At 67.0% G+C, this 17,663-nt stretch carries 18 protein-coding genes; 9 read left to right on the forward strand and 9 right to left on the reverse strand.

Features of this window, described 5'->3' with window-relative positions:
* Positions 1–227 precede the first annotated feature (227 nt).
* Positions 228–494, forward strand: coding sequence for a DUF7553 family protein (locus HTUR_RS18245; protein ID WP_012944810.1), 267 nt, complete (start codon positions 228–230; stop codon positions 492–494).
* 341 nt (positions 495–835) lie between these two features.
* Here the strand turns inward: HTUR_RS18245 and HTUR_RS18250 are convergent, their stop codons facing one another.
* From HTUR_RS18250 to HTUR_RS18265, 4 genes are all read right to left on the reverse strand, one after another.
* The gene (locus tag HTUR_RS18250; RefSeq protein ID WP_012944811.1) at positions 836–1,252 is read right to left on the reverse strand and encodes a DUF2267 domain-containing protein; all 417 of its coding nucleotides are present in this window, start codon (positions 1,250–1,252) and stop codon (positions 836–838) included.
* Between the two features lie 105 nt (positions 1,253–1,357).
* Entirely contained in the window at positions 1,358–1,660 is a 303-nt protein-coding gene (locus tag HTUR_RS18255; protein ID WP_264183067.1) for a DUF2267 domain-containing protein, read from the reverse strand.
* 259 nt (positions 1,661–1,919) lie between these two features.
* Positions 1,920–2,426 carry a hypothetical protein gene (locus tag HTUR_RS18260; RefSeq protein ID WP_012944813.1) on the reverse strand — a complete coding sequence of 169 codons (507 nt, stop codon included), beginning with the start codon at positions 2,424–2,426 and terminating at the stop codon, positions 1,920–1,922.
* 56 nt (positions 2,427–2,482) lie between these two features.
* On the reverse strand, positions 2,483–3,007 hold the full coding sequence (locus HTUR_RS18265) for a hypothetical protein (protein ID WP_012944814.1): 525 nt from the start codon (positions 3,005–3,007) through the stop codon (positions 2,483–2,485).
* Positions 3,008–3,268: 261 nt separating this feature from the next.
* On the opposite strand from HTUR_RS18265, the gene HTUR_RS18270 reads away from it, so the two are divergent.
* A complete protein-coding gene (locus HTUR_RS18270; RefSeq protein ID WP_012944815.1) occupies positions 3,269–3,718 on the forward strand; it encodes a DoxX family protein in 450 nt (149 codons plus the stop codon).
* 270 nt (positions 3,719–3,988) lie between these two features.
* On the opposite strand, the gene HTUR_RS27545 is transcribed toward HTUR_RS18270, so the two are convergent.
* Entirely contained in the window at positions 3,989–4,153 is a 165-nt protein-coding gene (locus tag HTUR_RS27545; RefSeq protein WP_012944816.1) for a DUF7556 family protein, read from the reverse strand.
* A gap of 129 nt (positions 4,154–4,282) precedes the next feature.
* Here HTUR_RS27545 and HTUR_RS18275 point away from each other — a divergent pair, with 129 nt between their 5' ends.
* The 6 genes from HTUR_RS18275 to HTUR_RS18300 all read left to right on the forward strand — a co-directional run bounded on the left by HTUR_RS18275 (position 4,283) and on the right by HTUR_RS18300 (position 10,423).
* Entirely contained in the window at positions 4,283–5,137 is an 855-nt protein-coding gene (locus tag HTUR_RS18275) for a CBS domain-containing protein (RefSeq protein ID WP_012944817.1), read from the forward strand.
* Positions 5,130–6,911 carry a glycine--tRNA ligase gene (glyS, locus tag HTUR_RS18280; protein WP_012944818.1) on the forward strand — a complete coding sequence of 594 codons (1,782 nt, stop codon included), beginning with the start codon at positions 5,130–5,132 and terminating at the stop codon, positions 6,909–6,911. Before HTUR_RS18275 ends, glyS begins: the two co-directional genes overlap by 8 nt.
* Positions 6,912–7,011: 100 nt before the next feature.
* Positions 7,012–7,998 carry an acetamidase/formamidase family protein gene (locus tag HTUR_RS18285; RefSeq protein ID WP_012944819.1) on the forward strand — a complete coding sequence of 329 codons (987 nt, stop codon included), beginning with the start codon at positions 7,012–7,014 and terminating at the stop codon, positions 7,996–7,998.
* Between the two features lie 194 nt (positions 7,999–8,192).
* Positions 8,193–9,332, forward strand: coding sequence for a bacterio-opsin activator domain-containing protein (locus HTUR_RS18290; RefSeq protein ID WP_012944820.1), 1,140 nt, complete (start codon positions 8,193–8,195; stop codon positions 9,330–9,332).
* Between the two features lie 47 nt (positions 9,333–9,379).
* On the forward strand, positions 9,380–9,736 hold the full coding sequence (locus HTUR_RS18295) for a HalOD1 output domain-containing protein (RefSeq protein WP_012944821.1): 357 nt from the start codon (positions 9,380–9,382) through the stop codon (positions 9,734–9,736).
* A 96-nt stretch (positions 9,737–9,832) separates the two neighbouring features.
* Positions 9,833–10,423 (forward strand): diacylglycerol/polyprenol kinase family protein, encoded by a 591-nt coding sequence (locus tag HTUR_RS18300; protein ID WP_012944822.1) that lies wholly within the window; start codon positions 9,833–9,835, stop codon positions 10,421–10,423.
* A 536-nt stretch (positions 10,424–10,959) separates the two neighbouring features.
* On the opposite strand, the gene HTUR_RS18305 is transcribed toward HTUR_RS18300, so the two are convergent.
* Both HTUR_RS18305 and HTUR_RS18310 read right to left on the reverse strand, forming a co-directional pair.
* Entirely contained in the window at positions 10,960–11,802 is an 843-nt protein-coding gene (locus HTUR_RS18305; RefSeq protein WP_012944823.1) for an ABC transporter permease subunit, read from the reverse strand.
* Positions 11,799–12,734: an ABC transporter ATP-binding protein gene (locus HTUR_RS18310; RefSeq protein WP_012944824.1), complete on the reverse strand. Its 936-nt coding sequence runs from the start codon at positions 12,732–12,734 to the stop codon at positions 11,799–11,801. Before HTUR_RS18310 ends, HTUR_RS18305 begins: the two co-directional genes overlap by 4 nt.
* Positions 12,735–12,867: 133 nt before the next feature.
* Here HTUR_RS18310 and HTUR_RS18315 point away from each other — a divergent pair, with 133 nt between their 5' ends.
* Positions 12,868–14,088 (forward strand): MFS transporter, encoded by a 1,221-nt coding sequence (locus HTUR_RS18315; RefSeq protein ID WP_394298207.1) that lies wholly within the window; start codon positions 12,868–12,870, stop codon positions 14,086–14,088.
* A 19-nt stretch (positions 14,089–14,107) separates the two neighbouring features.
* Here the strand turns inward: HTUR_RS18315 and HTUR_RS18320 are convergent, their stop codons facing one another.
* The gene (locus HTUR_RS18320; RefSeq protein WP_012944826.1) at positions 14,108–15,028 is read right to left on the reverse strand and encodes a hypothetical protein; all 921 of its coding nucleotides are present in this window, start codon (positions 15,026–15,028) and stop codon (positions 14,108–14,110) included.
* Between the two features lie 158 nt (positions 15,029–15,186).
* Complete coding sequence (gene ppk1 / locus HTUR_RS18325) at positions 15,187–17,658, reverse strand: polyphosphate kinase 1 (RefSeq protein WP_012944827.1); 2,472 nt, start codon at positions 17,656–17,658, stop codon at positions 15,187–15,189.
* Positions 17,659–17,663: the final 5 nt, after the last annotated feature.

A 17,663-nucleotide genomic window follows, 5' to 3' on the forward strand; every position in this document is an offset into this window, starting at 1 on the left:
GCCGGAGGCTGAGGAGCGCAGCGAGGTATTCGCGAGCAAAACGAGCGAATGCCAGCGAGAGCCGTAGGCTTTCGCTTGGCCCGGATGGTCGAGCACGGCAGGGGCTTTCATGGTGTCTGTAATAGCGTCGGAGTTCGAGGAGTAGACAGCACCGAAAACTCGGACTACAGCCAAACGTAGACAATGCCCGCCCAACCGTTATGCGTGGTCTCGTGCTGGATTCGACTATGACAGAGCAACTCCAGCAGGCCCGCGACGACCTCGAGGAAGCGGCCAAATCGGCCGACGACGACGTCCGGGACGACATCCGCGAGACCACCGACGCGTTCGCCGACTACGTGATGGGCGACACCACGCCCGATCACGCGATCCTCGACGAACGGCTCAACACGCTCCGGCAGGTCCGCGAGCGGGCCGACGGCAATACCAAGGACAAGGTCGAAGAGGCGATCGAGGAAGTCGAGGACTACCGCGAGCAGGTCGACCAGGCCTGAGCTGGTCGCTCGAGCGACTCGAGGAGCGTCGAGACGACTCGTTTTTCGCGAGAGGATCGATCGTCACCGGAGCGACTGGAGTAGCGATCGGATCCGACCATCGGCGCGCAGCGTCGCGGCGAGCGATAGCGAGGCACGAACGGAGTGAGTGACTCGCATGCGAGACGCGACGCAACTCGCGAGGGACGAGCGAACGAACGGAGTGAGTGAGGGAGTCGGCTGGGGAGGGTGTGGAACTCCCCGTTGCCAGCGCGAGAAAGAGGGGCAGTACGTCTTCCCGTATTTCGATTGGGGACTACCTGTACCGTCGGTTCGACTCGGCGGGCGGCGAGTAGCCGCGATTACCGCTCTCGAGGCGAGCGCTCGCTGGTGCCGACATCGGCGTCGGTATCCCCCAGTAGAGCCTCGAAGCCGTACTGTTGGAACTGGTCGACGACCGCGGAGCGCTCCGCCTCGTCGACCGACTCGAGGAGCGCTGCCATCACGGCAGTCGCAGCGCGCTCGCCGGTCACGTCGAGCGTCTCCATGCGCTGGTCGACCCGCGAGATGAACTCTTCCTCGGAGAACTGCTCCCCGGACTCGCCCTCGGTGAGGTGCTCGCTCAGGTCCGCGGGCAGTTCGGCCGCCAGGTCTTCGGCCTGATCGGTGCTCAGGCGCTCGCCGAGCGTCTCGAGGACGGCCCGCGTGGCGTCCGTCGCGCCGTCTTCGTCGGCGTCGGTGCGGTCGCTGACCGTCTCGACGATGGCTGCCCGTTCCATAGGCGTCTCCACGCCCACTCGCGCCCTGACTGTTCGGGCGGCAACTGCTGGGGCCGCGACAACGGTCACACCGGCCACTGCGACGCCGACCGCGAATCCGAGGCCTCAGCTCCGAGCGCCGGGTCCGGACTCCGGGATCGCCTCCTCGAAGTCGAGTTCCGCGAGCCGTTCGCGCAGTCGCTCGCCGTTCTCGTCGTCGACGTGCTCGAGCAGCGTGCCGATGACGCCCTCGACCAGTCGCTCCGGGTCGCCGACGGCAGCGCGGTCGGTTTGCTCCTCGATGCGCTCGAGGAACTCGTCGTAGTCGAAGCGACGCTCGGCGGAACCCTCGACGAGGTGGTCGCCGATCTCGTCGGGGAGTTGGCCGTCGAGGTGCTGCGAGCGGTCCTCGTCGAGCCGTTCGCCCAAGACCGACAGCACCGCCTGCGTCGCGTTTCGCGTGTCGGCTTCGCCCCGCGAGGTTCGCCTCGTACTGCACGGACTGGTAGAAGTCGTGTCGTTCCATAGCGGCCCGTTGCACGGAGCCGTCCGTGGTGGTTGGACCAGAGAATGCTGGCGTCGCAGCGGGACCGCAGACGCGGTCGAACACCGGCGATAGCGCCGCGCTCGAGAGCGCCTCGCTCGAGCGACCGGCGATGCGTGGGAGCCCGAACGGAACGCAACGATTTCACTCGAGCACCGACGACGGCCGTTTGAGGTACACCTCCTGTTCGGTCACCCGTCGATAGAGGTCGTACAGCGTCTCGACGGCGGCCTCGTCGGGCTCGAACCGGATGTGGGGCGCGCCGTAGTAGCCCCGACAGCTGATCAGAAAGAAGTACAGCGTCCGGTGGTGGGCCGGCGTCGCGTCGACGACGCCTATCGACCGCCCGCCCAGATCGTCCGAGAAGTCGTTCAACAGCGCCGCGATGTCGTCGGCCAACTGCTCGTCCGGCCGGTATCGGGGCACCCCGAACGTCCGCTCCATGTGCGTCGTCGCCGCCTCGAGGAACGGGTTCGCGTCGAGTCCGGTCGGGTCGACGGCCCGAAACGTCTCGTAGAGGTCCAGAATCGTCGTGAGTTCCGCTCGGGTGACCGCGATCGGGAACACGGGCTCGCCGCGGGGCAGCGAGTAATCCGTGAACGCGTGCGACCGCGGGTCCGGCAGTCGGGAGAACACCTGCTCGAGCGACATGTGTGGTACCACAACGCAACCGAGTAAACGGTTACCGGTGGGCTCATCGAGTCGCGCTACTCGAGGCGAATCGTCGTCTCGTCGCTGGGCCGATACCGATCGGCGCCGGTCGCGACGAACGCCCGGAGTTCGTAGGTGCCGGGATCGGGGACGATCGACTCGCGGCGGTCGCCGTCGGTGCGCTCGAGGCGGCCGTTCCAGGTCACCCGAACCCGTTTGCGCTCCCCGCCGCGGAACCGAAACGTCGAGGGCCGCTCCGGGACGTAGCGGCGCTCGTCGCTGCCCTCGAGGTCGCCGTCGATCGTCCACCCCCAGCGGCGCCGCCGCGGCGTCGGCACCGAGACGGGCACCGGCAGCCGGTTTTTGAAGTCGACCGCGATTTCGACCGGCTCGTCGCGCGCGTAGACGTCGCGGTCGGTCGCGATCGAGACGGCGACCGCCCGCCGGGCCAGCACCGCCGGAACCAGCGACGAGAGGAACGTCGCGACCGTCGGTCGTGAGTCGTCGCGCTCGAGGCCGACGGCGTCCGCCGTCCGCGGACGCTCGGGCCCGCCGTCGCGTTGGGGCCGTGAACCGTCCATCGATCGAACGCTCGAGCCTCGCGTACTAAAATCGTTGGGCGCCGTACGGCCGTCGATCGCCGGAGACGCGTCGCGATCCGGCGAGTTCGAGGCGCCGATCGGATGGATTCGAGTGGCTATCCGACGGGACTCCAGGCCCCGTTCGTGGGCATGTGAGGCGATGACAATATCACCACGTATAGTCGATAACACCGCCGTTACCAGGGGATACCGACGTCCGAGAACGGCTATTACAGTTCGGTCGCTACAGTAGGTTACAGAATGATACCAGCTATCGAAACGGTACCGCTACAGACGTTCGACGGCCCGCTCGCAGCCGAACTGTTCCTCCTCGCTCGAGTCTTCTTCGGCGGCGTCCTCGCGTTCACGGGCGTGAACCACTTCCTCGATCTCGAGGGCATGGCCGGCTACGCCGAGCTGAAGGGCATTCCGGCACCGACGTTCTCGGTCGCGCTCTCCGGGTTCGTGCTCATAGCGGGCGGTCTCGGCGTCGTACTCGGCGTCTTTCCCGCACTCGCGGCGGGCGCGCTCGCCGTCTTCCTGCTCGTGGCGACGCCGACGATGCACGACTTCTGGGCCGTGCCCGAGGACCAGCGACAGTCCGAGATGAACGCGTTCCTGAAGAACGTCGGCCTGCTGGGCGCGTCGCTGACGCTGGTCGCGCTCGGCGCCCTCGAGTGGCCCTACGCGATCGGGCTCGGTCTCTTCTGAGCGTCGCGAACGGAACCGGGAATCGAACCGCTCGTTTTCGGCTGTCTCACGTGTCTCGGTCGGTAGCCTACTCGAGCAGCGGTTGCAGTCGGCGACGGCGTCGTCCCGTTACAGCGCCGGCGAAACCGTCGGCTGCGCGCTCGGACGACAGGAGTCGTGACTACCCGCGTCAAAGAAGCCGTCGGAGGGAACCGATACGCGTCCGATCACCGGTGACCGGCGCGCGACCGAGTCCGCCGACGGGACAGAAATCCCGTATCCCACCCCCAATTATCGCCATGCCGGAAGCGTCGGCGCGTCGTCAGCCTGCATGGAAAGCCAGGCGCCATCGGCCGAGATATCGGCGATGACGTACTCCGTACTCGAGTCCGTCGAGTCGATCGAACCGACGACGGTGTCGTCGTCGGACGTCATGGCGTGGGGGTTCGTCGCCATGTATGAGAGTCTCTCCCAACCACATATAAACTCATCGAATCGAACTATCCGATCGAGTGACTGGTCGGGTCGGTATCGCGGGCACACGAAACACTGGGTTTATACTCATTTTCGCCGTACCGTGGGGATATGAACGTAGCCGACGCGATGACGCCCCGCGAAGACGTGGTAACCGTCGAACTGCCGGGTTCGCGCTCGGACGTCCTCGAGTACCTTCAGGAGCGACCGTTCTCGTCCGTTCCGGTGCTCAAATCGACTGAGGACGGCCTCGAGTACAGAGGGCTGATCTCCCGTGACGCGCTGATCGAACAGCCCGACGAGGACCAGCTCGTCATCCTGATGGACGAGGACGTCCCGACGACGACGGCCGACACCAGCCTCGAGGACGTCGCGCGAACGATGGTCGAGGCGGGCGCGCGTCGCGTGCCGGTCGTGGACGGAGAGTTCGAAGGCATCGTCACGGTGACGGACGTGATCCACGCGATCGCGACGGGCGACCAGGAGACCGATGGAACCGTCGAGTCCTACGCGAGCAAGAACGTGAACACGACCTACGAGGGCGCACCGCTCCCGGTCGCCGAGCGCGAACTCTCGTACGCGAACGTCCCCTACACCGTCGCGCTGGACGACGACGGCCGAATGAGCGGCGTCCTGACGGAGGTCGACGTCATCGACGTCGCTCGCATCGTCGAGGGCGAGGAGGAGACCGGCGACAACTTCGGCGATCAGGACGACGACTGGTCGTGGGAGGGGATCAAGGCCGTCGGCAGTCGCTACCTCCCCACGCGGGACATCGAGATTCCGGCCGAGCCGGTCAGCGAATTCATGAGCGACGACGTGGTGACGGTCTCGGCGAGCGCGTCGATTCAGGAGGCCGCACAGCGGATGATCAGCAACGATATCGAACAGATCCCGATGGTCACGGGCGAGGACCTCGTCGGCATCGTTTGTGACGTCGACCTACTGGAGGCACTCTATGAGTGAGCAAGAACGCGCGGACGACAAGCGCGCGACCGCGACGACGAGCGAGGACCTGGTCGAACTGGCCAAGCGGCGGGGCTACTTCTTCCAGTCGTCGGGCGCCTACGGCGGCGTCGGCGGCTTCTACACCTTCGGCCCGCAGGGCGCGGCGCTGAAGGGCAACGTCGAGGACGCCTGGCGCGACCGCTTCGCCGTCGCCGAGGGGAACATGGAGATCGACGCGCCCACCATCATGCCCGAGCCCGTCTTCGAGGCCTCGGGCCATCTGGACGGCTTCGACGACATGCTCATCGAGTGTCCCGAGTGCGGCGAAAGTCACCGCGCCGACCACGTCGTCGAGGACAACACCGAGTACGAGGACGCCGAGAGCCTCCCCATCCCCGAGGTCGAAGAGGTCATCGCCGAGTACGAACTCGTCTGTCCGTCCTGCGGTGCGGGACTGGCGGGCCAGGCCGTCGACACGTTCAACCTCATGTTCGCGACGAACATCGGCCCCGGCGACTCCGATCCCGGCTACATGCGCCCCGAGACCGCACAGGGCATCTTCGTCGAGTTCCCGCGCCTGAAGGAGTACGCGCGCAACCAGCTTCCGTTCGGCGTCACCCAGATCGGTCGCGCCTACCGCAACGAGATCAGCCCCCGGCGCTCGATCATCCGCACGCGGGAGTTCACGCAGGCCGAACTCGAGTACTTCGTCGACCCCGAGACGGACGAACCGGACCTCTCGACGGTCGCAGACGTCGAGGTTACCCTCTACCCGGCCAGCGAACAGAACGAAGAGGACGGCGAGGAAATCCGGACGACGATCGGTGACGCCGTCGAGGAGGGGATCATCTCGAGCCCGTGGGTCGCCTACTTCCTGGGCGTCGCCAAGCCGTGGTACGACGCGGTCGGCGTCGACATGGACCGGTTCCGGTTCCGCCAGCACCTCTCGGGCGAGCGGGCCCACTACGCCAGCGACTGCTGGGACGCGGAAAGCGAGGTCGACGGCAACTGGATCGAGATGGCCGGCTTCGCCTACCGGGGCGACTACGACCTCTCGAAACACGACGAGTACTCCGACGACCGCTTTACGATCTTCAAACAGTACGACGAACCGAAGACCGTCGAGCGCGCCACCGTCGACCCCGACATGAGCTATCTGGGTCCCGAGTTCGGCGGCGACGCCCAGGCCGTCGTCCAGAAACTCGATGACCTGGCCGCTCGAGACCGTGCCGCGTTCGAGGGCGACACCGTCGAGATAGACCTCGAGGGCGAGACCCACGAACTCCCGGTCGAGAAGACCCGCTTCGCGGTCGAGGAGCAGACCGAGGCCGGCGAGCACATCACGCCCCACGTCGTCGAACCCTCCTTCGGCGTGGACCGGCTGGTCTACACCGTCCTCCACCACGCCTACCGCGAGGACGAGGTCGACGGCGAAGAACGGACCTACCTCGACCTCGAGCCGGAAGTCGCGCCCACCTTCGTCGGCGTCTTCCCCCTCCAGAACGACGAGGAACTCGAGGCACAGGCGAACGAGATCGTCGCGGACCTGCGCGAGGTCGGCCTCTCGGTCACGTACGACGACTCGGGCAACATCGGCCGGCGCTACCGCCGTCAGGACGAAGTCGGCACGCCGTTCTGCGTGACCGTCGACTACGAGACCGTCGAGGACGAGGAGACGACCGTCACCGTCCGCGAGCGGGACACGACCGACCAGAAGCGGCTCCCCGTCGACGACCTCGCGGAGACGCTGTCGGCGATCCGGGAAGGCGACCTCGCGTTCGAGGAACTGTAGCCCGACACCGGCCGATTCACCGTCTCGAGCGCGAATTCCGGTTTCGACGCCGCTACCCGCGAGATACCGTTTTATCCCGTGGTGTCGTAGGAAGTATCATATGGGAGCCGAAGAGTTCGCGGTAGACCATCGGATCGACGCCGAAGACGACGCCGTTCACAGCGACTGGGACAACGGACGCGAGCCGGCCCTGACGGTCCAGCCGGGGAACGTCGTCCGTGTCTCGTGTCGGGACGCGACGAACGGACAGCTCAACCCGGCGTCGACGCCCGCAGACGTCGCCGCGCTCGACATCGATCTGATCCACGCGCTGACCGGCCCGATCGCGGTCGAGGGCGCCCGACCAGGAGATGTCCTCGAGGTCGAACTGCTCGACCTCGAACACGAGGGCGTCGGCTACACGCTGGTCCTCCCGGGACCGGCGGAGCTCGGAGTGTTGGCCGACGAGTTCCCCGACCCGGCGTTGCACGTCTGGGACCTCGAGGGCGACGTCGGCCGCTTCGTGGACGGGATCGAGGTGCCGCTGGCTCCGTTCCCCGGCATCGTCGGCGTCGCGCCCGCCGAGGACGGCGCCCACGGCACGTTTCCGCCGCGGGACGTCGGCGGGAACATGGACGTCAAGCAGCTCATGGCGGGCTCGAGGGTCTATCTCCCCGTGGCGGTCGAGGACGCCCTGTTCAGTATCGGCGACTGCCACGCCGCGCAGGGCGACGGGGAGGTCTGTGGGACCGGCATCGAAGCGCCGATGACCGTCACCTGCCGGTTCGACCTGCGCTCGGACCTGTCGATCGACCGGCCGCAGTTCGAGACCGCGGGCCCGTTCACCCCGACCGGCCGTGACGAGCCGATGTACGGAACGACGGGCATCGCCGACGACCTGATGACGGCGACCAGACGAGCCGTCCGAAGCATGGTCGACCACCTCCAGGATGAGCGCGGGCTCGAGCGGGACGACGCCTACATGCTGTGTTCGACGGCCGTCGACCTGAAGATAAACGAGGCCGTCAACGCGCCGAACTGGGTCGTCTCCGCGTACCTCCCGGAGAGCATCTTTCCGGAAGCGAAGCGGCGTCCCACGCGGGCGTAACGTCCTTCTGATAGAATCCCATTTATTCCTCGGCCTCCTCTCACTCGTATGGAGCAGCGCCGATTCGCCGAGACGCCGTCAGAGGGGGGCGAGCGTGCTCGACCGTTCGATGGCGACCAGCGCGACCGCGACCGGCCCGGCGAGAGGGACGACCGTCGGGGACGGAGCGCCCGACCGCACGAGGCGATGAGACGGTGACGGAGTCCCCCGAAACCGCCGCGGGCGAGGAGCCGGCCGACGGCAGGGAAGACGAGTTCGTCCGGACCCCGCCCGAGGATCTGGCTCGGCGCGTGTTCGACGTGAACCCGGTCAGCACCGTCGTGATCGATTCGGCGGGAAACTACGCCTTCGCGAACGAACGAGCGGCGGAAACGCTCGGCCGGACGAACGAGGAGATCGTCGGCCGAGCGTACGACGACGCCGAGTGGAACATCTACTACGACGACGGGTCGCCCGTTCCGACGTCGGAGAACCCGGTCACGCGCGTCCTCGAGACGGGCGAGCCCGTCTTCGGCTTCGAACACTGGATCGAACTCCCCGACGGCTCCGAGCGGTGGCTCTCGAGCAATTCGGCCCCTGTACTGGACGACGACGGCGACGTGGAGTACGTCGTCGTCTCCTTCGAGGACGCGACGGCGCTGAAGCGCCGCGAGGAGCGGTTGACCAGCGACCACGTCCGGCGCCTCGAGTTCCGCACGGACCGGGCCGCGGTCCCGCCCTCGCTTCGGGTCGCGGACGGCGAGATCCGACTCGAGGTCGACTCGGTCGTCCCGCTGCAAAACGGGACGACGGTCCAGTACATGGGGACGTCGGACCTTCCAGCGAGCGAGTTCGTTACCGCCGTCGAGGAGGTCTCCCACTACCGCGACGCGCGGCTGCTCAGTTCGATCGACGGCTACCATCGCGTCGAGGCGACGGCGGAGTCGGAGACGGTCTCGCAGGTGTTTCCGGACCTCGGCGGCCGCGCCTGCGCCGTTGTCATCGCTCCCGACGAGGTCCGGTTTCTGGGCGAGTTGCCCGGCGACGTGGACCCCCGGCAGGCCGCGGCCGGGATCCGGTGGTTCCACCCCGAAGTCGAACTGGTCTCCGAGGACCTCGTCTACTCGCCGCAACTGCTGTACGGCGTCGTCGCCGACGCGCTCACCGAGCGACAGCTGTCGGCGCTCGACGCCGCCTACTTCGGCGGCTACTTCGATACGCCCCGAACCAGCACCGGCGACGAGTTGGCCGACCGCTTCGACGTCACGCGCCAGACGTTCAACCAGCACCTGCGCAAGGCCCAGCGAACCGTCTTCCGACATCTCTTCGAGAAGTCCGGCGCGGACGCACGCTGACAGGTCAGCGTCCGCCCTTACTACGACCGCTTGCGTAGTGAAACGTAATGGACGAGGATACGATCCACACAGATGTCGTCCCCGCTCGACCGATCGGCGAGGACAGCGTCGGCCACGACCCCACCACGGAGACGTTTCACACCCGCTTCGATGCGGCGTTCGGAACGGAGCGCGACGCGGTCACCGAGGCGCTCACCGCCACGATCGTCGAGACCGTCGGCGCCGTCACGAACCGCGATCCCTGTAGCATGGCGCCGCTGTTCGCGACCGTCGATCCCGAGTCGCTCGCCGACCTCGTAACGTCGACTCGCGACCACCCGCTCACCGTGAGCTTTTCGTACGAGGACTGTCACGTGAGCGTCTCGAGCGACGGAACTGTCGTCGTCAAGCTCTCTAACGACTGATTTCGTTTTCTCGGGAGCGGTGAATTGGCTTCCGAGCGCGGATCGTATCGAACGTAACCGACGGACTGAAGGTCGTCACCTTCGACGGGAGACCTGATGGCTGACGAACTAAAGCGACGAGCCGTCCACGCGAGCGGGGCGGGACTGGTCGCGCTCTATCTCCTCGCCGCTCAGTTCGATCTCGGACTGACCTGGGATCGATTTCAGCTCCTGATGGGCCTCCTCGCGGTCGGGACGATCGCCCTCGAGTTCCTCCGGCTCTACGTCGGCCTCGAGTTGTCGCTCTACGACTCGCTGACCCGGGAGTACGAACAGAACCAGTTCGCCGGCTACGGCTACTACATGCTCAGCATGACGGTCGCCGTGTTGTTCTTCGAGCCCCGCGTCGCCCTCCCGGCGATGCTGATGCTCGCGATCGGCGATCCGATCAGCGGGACCGTCTCGGACGACAGCCTCAAGTTCGTCAAGGGGCCGAGGGTGCTGGTCACGATGTTCGTCGTCTCGGCGCTCATCGCCGCGCCCTTTCTCCACGAGACGCCGCTGGCCGTCGTCGCGGCCGCGATCGGCGCGACCGTCGCCGACGGCGTCAAACTCAGAATCGGCGACTACATCGTCGACGACAACCTGACGATCCCCATCTACGCCGGCCTGCTGGCGACGCTCGTCCTCGAGTTCGGGCCGGTTTAAAATTTATTCGTCCGATTTTCACAGTACAGGTGCGTCTTCAACGGTAACAGGAGTTGGGACGAACGGAAACACGCGTTCTACTCATTCTGGCGGCTAGGGGTTGCCACTCCCTCCCCAACCGATTTCTCCTCACGGGTGCTTCGCACCCGTTCGGATGATTCGCGGAACCTTCGGTTCCGCGCTAACGCTCACTCCGTGCAGTCGTTCGCTCATCCACTGGAAGACGCTTCACGTCTTCCAAGCCGCTGTTCGCTCCGTCTGCTCACGGGCGCTTCGCGCCCGTTCGCATGGTATGCGAGACCTTCGGTCTCGCACTACTCACAGAGACCTCGCGCGGTATCGACGGCTGTCCTCACTCTCGATTACGGGTCACTTCGTTCCCCGTTCGCATTCGAGGTGCTCTCCAGTCGCACCTCGCTTCGCTCGGACAGCCGACAGCGCGCGCCACCGCAGAACGGGGTCACGGACTAGAGCGCAACGGAGAAAAGCGATAGTGAACGCGACTAAAACTACCGAAACCACGCTTCGGTCGCCGGTCAGAGGTCGGTCGTTCGGAACCGCCAGTAGCCGACACCGAGCGCGAGGACGATCCAGCCGGCCAGCACCGCGAGCGCGAACGCCGGCGTCTGGTAGAACGTCGGTTCCGGCGGCGGTCTGACGAACGTCCCGCCCTCGAGATCGGGAAAGAGCCCGGTGACGAGGTAGGTGTACGCCGCTATCGGATTCAGCGCGTCGACGAAGGCCACCCACTCGGGCGTCGTCGCGGGCCACGAGAAGCCGTGGGCGACGTAGAGCGCGATCCGCGGAAGCTGGGCCCACAGCTGGAAGAAGAAGAGCACGAAGACGCCGAACGCGGCGGCCGTCGCCCGGGTCGACGTACGGACGGTCGACGAGAGACCGACCGCGAGCGCGGTGAACGTCACGGCCAGCAGGACGAGGGCCGCGACGACGCCGGCGAACTGCGCGGGATCGACGGGCAGTCCCAGGGCCAGCCCCACCGGAACGGCGGCGACGAACGACACGACGATCGCCGCGGCGATCACGAGGCTCCGCGAGAGGAACGTTCCGACGACGACCGAGGCGCGATCGATCGGGAGGCCGAGGACCACCTTGAGGGCGCCGCTCGAGCGCTTTTCGACGACGGCGGACGCGAAGAAGGCCAGCGCCAGCAGCGGCGTAACCATCGAGAACAGCGCGTACAGCCCCGTCGTCAGGGTGGGCGCGCTCCCGGACAGCCGCGCCGCCGTCCGCCCCTCGGAGTAGGTCAGGAGCGCGCCGAGGAGGACGTAGATCGCGCCCAGCATGTACACCTGCCGCTCGCGGACCGTGTCGAGCACGTCCTCGCGGACGAACAGCGCGAGGGCGGCCAGGTGACTCACTGGGCGACACCCCGCGTGTAGCGTTCGAACAGGTCCTCAAGGGAGGTCTCGCTGGTCGTGACGTCCCGGACGGTCGCCGGCGAGTCGTAGAAGGCCGCGACGACCGCCGCCTTCGCGGCGTCGTCGCAGGTCACCGTCACCGACGGCTCGTCGATCTCGACGTCGACCACGCCCTCGAGCGCTCGGACGTAGTCGACGACGTCGGCGGGGACCGCGGAGAGCGCGAGCGTCACGGCCGCTGAGCCGCCGGCGGACTCGCGCAACGCGTCGATCGAGTCGACGGCGACGAGTTCGCCGCCGTCCAGGATGCCGACGCGGTCGCAGACCGCCTCGACCTGCTCCATGATGTGACTCGAGAAGAAGACGGTCGCGCCGCGTTCGTTCTCCTCGCGGACGATTCGGCGCATGGTGCGCGCGCCGTTAGGGTCGAGCCCCGTCGAGGGCTCGTCCAGCACGAGGAGGTCCGGCCGGCCCGCCAGCGCCACGGCGAGCATGAGCCGCTGGGCCATCCCCTTCGAGTACTCCGCGACGGGGTAGTCGGCCGGGCCCTGCATCCCGACGCGGTCGATGAGGTCGTCGGGATCGTCGTCGGCGTCCTTGGCGTCGATGGCGAACTCGACGTGGTCGCGGCCCGTTCGGTCGCCGATCGGACCGTAGCCGTCGGGCAGGACGCCGATCCGATCACGGACGGCCGCGCTCTCGCTCGCGACGTCGCGGCCGAGGACGCGAATCGAGCCCGACGTGGGGGCGGCGTAGTCCAACAGGAGGTCGATGGTCGTTGACTTGCCGGCGCCGTTCGGGCCGAGAAAGCCGAAGATCTCGCCGGAGCGCACGGTGAGATCGAGGTCGTGGAGGGCGGTGACCGTTCGGCTTCCGCGGATGCCGAACCGCCGGTAGCGTTTGGTCACCCCGCGGAGTTCGATCGCAGACATACGATCGACACGTCGGCGATCTATTATTATACTTTTGATGGGTTGGCCGGCGTCGGGTTCCGGTATCGGCAACACCGTACCGTTCAGGAGGCCTCAACACCGCCTGTCTCGAACGTGGAGGTCCGTGTCTCGGTTGCAGCGGTTCGAACGGGTGTCGCGGATTCGATCGGTGCTCGCGGAGGGTCGCGGGAAGATCCTGTTCGCCGTCGCGACCGGCTGGTGTTTCTCGATCGGCGTCCGACTCACCTATCCCGTGTTGTTACCCTTCCTGCGGGAGGCCTACGGCCTCGACCTGACGACGGCGGGATTCCTGCTGACGGCGCTGTGGCTCGCGTACGCGCTCGGACAGCTTCCCGGCGGGATCCTCGCCGACCGCCTCGGGGAGGGGAACATCCTCGTGGCGAGCTCGCTCGTCTCGGCGGTGGCGGTCGGCGTCGTCGCCATCGCGAACTCGGCGGCGCTGGTCTATCTCGCGACGGCCTGTTTCGGCTTCGGGACGGCGCTGTACGGCGTCGCCCGGTTCACTATCCTCTCGGACGTCTTCCCGAACAACGCGGGGACCGCGGTCGGCGTCACGATGGCCGCCGGCGAGGTCGGGAACGCCGCGCTCCCGCTCGCGGCCGGCGCCATCGCGACGACGCTGGCCTGGCAGTTCGGCTTCGGCCTCGCCGCGCCCGTCTTCCTGCTGGTCGCCGGCCTGCTGTGGGCCGTCGTCCCCGGCCGAACCTCCGGCGAGGGCAGCGCCGTCGACAGCCTCTCGCTCGAGACCGTCCGGTACGTCGCCGTCCAGCTGCGCCGCCGGGAGATCGTCGTCGTGACGGCGATCCAGATCCTCACCTACTGCGTCTGGCAGGCGTTTACGGGCTTCTATCCGACCTACTTGATCGAGATCAAAGGGTTCTCGGAGGGGGTCGCCACGGCGCTGTTCAGCGCGTTCTTCGCGCTCGGGATCGTCGTCCAGCCGGCGACCGGGCGGCTCTACGACGAGTTCGGGATTCGACGGTCGCTACCGATCGTTCTGGGCGTCATGGCCGTCGCGCTCGTCGCCCTCCCGTTCCTCGAGGGGTTCTGGCCGGTCGTCGCCGGGACCGTGCTGCTCTCGAGTATCCTCGGGTACGGAACGATCACGCTGCCGTACATGACCGCGGCGTTCCCGACGGACATGCAGGGGACGGGCGTGGGATTCCTGCGGAGCACCTACATGACGATCGGCGCCGCGAGTCCGGTCCTGTTCGGCGCGCTCGCCGAACGGGGCTTTTTCGACGAGGGCTACGTCGTGCTGGCGGCGTTCGTCGTCTGTGCGATCGCGCTCGTTCGGTGGCTGCCGGGGCTCTCGGCGGCCGTGTCGGACTGACCGGCGACCCGACGGCTCCTCACTGCCCCATCTCGGAGCGCTCGGGGATCGTTCCGACCATCGTCAGCGTGCGCCCGTCGACCGCGATGTCGTCGACCTCGCCGGCCAGCGTCCGAAGCTCCGTGCGAACGTCGTCGGTGATGTCGTCGGGATCGTCGAAGACGAACGCCCAGGTCGCCGTCTCGGGATCGCGCCCCGGCATCGACAGCCCCCAGCAGTAGATCTCGGGGATGTCGATGGTATCGACGAGCGGTTCCAGATACTCGCCGGTGACGAGGGGCTCCTCGGGCAGCGTCTCGAGGACGTGCGTCATCCACGGGTCGACGTCCTCGAGTCGGTCGCGGTCGCCGTGTCTGGCGTCGATCGGGTTCTCGTAGCCGGTACCGAGGACTAGCGCGTCGTCGCCGACGGCGATCGGTCCCGCGGAGGTCTCGTCGGCGCCGTCGGCGACGGCGTAGCCGCCGTACTCGTCGGTGACGTCGTACTGTTCCGACTCCGCGAGTTGCGTCTCGAGCGCGTCGGCGTCGAACTGGCCGAGGACGACCTGCGTCGTCCCCTGGCTGACGAGCGCGTCGACCTGGTCCGGATAGACGTCGAGCACCTCGAGGACCGGCGACTCGACGTCCTCGGCGGGCGGCAGGTCTTCCGCGTAATCGAACCGGCCGTTGCTCGCGTTGCCGTCGTCGAACAGCCACGCGCGGAACTCCCGGGCGTCCGACCAGTCGACCGTGACGCCGGGATCGGGCATCTGTTCTCGGCGAGCCTCGATGTCTCCCGCCGGGACGCCGTTGACCTGCTCGGTCGAGCCCTCCGTTCCGTCGTCGGAGCCGTTCTCGTTCGAATTCCCGTTACCACCGTCGTCGCCGCTCCCGAGACAGCCGGCGAGGCCGACGCCGGCGGCGACGACCAGTCCGCGCCGCGTCGTGGTCCACTCAGTCATGGTTTCGAGAACATCAGTACCGCTGAAAAGTACGCGGTGGATTATCAGTTTTCGAAGGACGACGAAAATTATCCACTTCGGCGCGATTCACCGTCGATCGTTCCGGTGCGAGTGGCCGGCGAGACCGCTGTACCGGGCCGAAAACCGTTTCGAACCGGTCAGTGCCGTGTCGTCCGTTCTCGAGCCGATTCCATGAACGTCGCGTGGACGTCCGTCGTCGCCTCGTCGACCCGCTCCCGGCACCGCTCGTAGGTGCCGTCGGATTGCATCACCCACCGGTTTCGGGTGTCCTGCAGGATCGTCTCGAGGATTTCGTCGAGACGCGACTGGAGCCGCGGGTCCTCGATCGGGGTGATCGCCTCGACGCGGTTGTCGAGGTTCCGGGTCATCCAGTCGGCCGAGCCGGTGTAGTAGCAGTCCTCGTCGCCCGCCCGGAAGTAGAAGATCCGCGAGTGCTCGAGGAACCGGCCGACGACGCTGTGGACGTCGATGTTCTCGCTGACGTCCTCGAGTCCGGGCCGGAGCCGACAGATGTCGCGAACGATGAGATCGATATCGACGCCGGCCATCGACGCGCGGTAGAGTTCGCGGACGAGTTGCGGATCCTCTAACCGGTTCATCTTGGCGACGATGCGGGCGTCCTCGCCGTCGCGGGCGCGCTGGGCAACCGTCCGAACGAGGTCGACAAACCGCTCGCGCATGTTGCCGGGAGCGACGAGCAGTTTGCGGTAGTCGCGGTGCATCGAGTGGCCCGTGAAGTAGTTGAACACGCGCACGAGGTCCTGTCCGATGTCGGGATCGGCGGTCAGCAGGCCGAGATCCTCGTACTGCTTGGCGGTCTCGGAGTGATAGTTGCCGGTGCCGATGTGGGAGTACAGTTGCACGCCGTCCTCTTCCTCCCGGACGACCAGCGAGGTCTTCGTGTGAGTCTTGTAGCCGATCGTCCCGTAGGCGACGTGGATCCCTTCCTCCTCGAGTTTCTTCGCCCACTCGAGGTTGTTCTCCTCGTCGAAGCGGGCTTTGAGTTCGACCATGACCGCGACCTGTTTGCCGTTGCGGGCGGCATCGATGAGCGTCTCGATGATCTTCGAGTCGCTGGCCGTGCGGTAGATCGCCGCCTTGATCGCCAGCACGTCCGGATCGTTGGCCGCCTCCTCGAGGAATCGCTGGACGGTGTCCTCGAAGGCGTGGTAGGGGTGGTGGACGAGGACGTCGCGGTCGCGGATCACGTCGAAGATGGGGCGACCGTCCTCGCGGGTTCCCAGCCGCGGGTGTGGCTGGGGCGTCCAGTCGGGCAACTGCAGTTCGGGCCGGTCGAGGGCAGCCAGTTCGAAGAAGTCCCGGTAGTCGAGCGGTCCGTCGAGATGGAACACCTCCCGCTCGTCGAGTTCGAGCTCCCGCCGGAGAATCTCGAGGACCTCCACGGGCGCGTCGCGTTCAATTTCGAGGCGGACGACGGTGGCGAACCGGCGCTCCTCCAGGACTTCCTCGATCATCTCGATGAGATCCTCGGCGACCTCCTCGTCGCGGCGAACCTCGGCGTTTCGCGTCACCCGGAACAGGGCCGTGTCGACGACATCGACGTCCGGGAACAGCAGATCGAGGTTCGCTCGGACGACGTCCTCGAGGAGCACGTAGCGGTCGTCGTCGCCGAGCTGGACGAACCGGACCTGGTTTCGCGGGATCTTCACCCGCGAGAAGGTGAGATCGGCGCCGGGTCGTTCACGGGTCAGAACGCCGAGGGAAAGGCTCTGGTTCGAGATGAACGGGAACGGATGGGCCGGATCGAACGTCAGCGGCGTCAGGGTCGGCAGGACCGAGCTCTCGAAGTAGTCCCGCACCTCCCGTCGCTCGGCGGCCGAGAGCTCGTCGTAGTCGACGATGTGGATCCCTTCCTCGTCGAGGGCGGGCCGGATCTCCTCGCGGTAGCAGCGACTCTGGCGCTCGAGCAGCGAGCGGGCCTCCGTCAGTGCCTCTCGCCACTGCTCGCGGGGCGTGCGGCCGTCAGGGGTCTCCTCGGTGATGCCGGCGGCGAGTTGCTGTTTCAGGCCGCCGACGCGCTTGCGGATGAACTCGTCGACGTTCTTCGTGAAGATCGCGAGGAACTTCACCCGCTCGAGCAGCGGGTTCTTCTCGTCGGTGGCCTCGTGGAGGACCCGCCGCTGGAAGGCGAGTTCGCTGAGTTCGCGGTTGAGGTAGTAGCGCGGATCCGAGAGGTTAACGGACTCGGCCCGGACGCCGCCCGCTCCCGAGGGCCGGTCGGTCGTCGTCGCGGCGTCCGCGACGCTCGTTTCGTCGACCGACAACGTGTCGGCGGGGAGAGCGCTGGTCGGCGCGGGTTCGTCGGCGTCGGAGCCACCGACCGCTGTCTCGACCGCATCGGGCTCGGACCCGGCTCCCTCGTCGGAATCAGCGGAAGGCGCGTCATCGGCATCCCCGTCGTACGCGAGCGACGCGTCGTCCTCGGCTCCCTCCTCGGCCGTCGCGTCGGTGTCGCTACTCGACGACCCGCCGTCGCTCATCGCTCGAGCGGTCGGCACGTCGTCGTCTCGATTCGTTCGGTTCGGTCGGTCGGTCGGTCGGTTCCACTGCTCCGCTCGGTCGGATTCGGACGTGTCATCCCCCCTCATCCCAC

This window comes from Haloterrigena turkmenica DSM 5511, from assembly GCF_000025325.1.
Lineage (GTDB): Archaea > Halobacteriota > Halobacteria > Halobacteriales > Natrialbaceae > Haloterrigena > Haloterrigena turkmenica.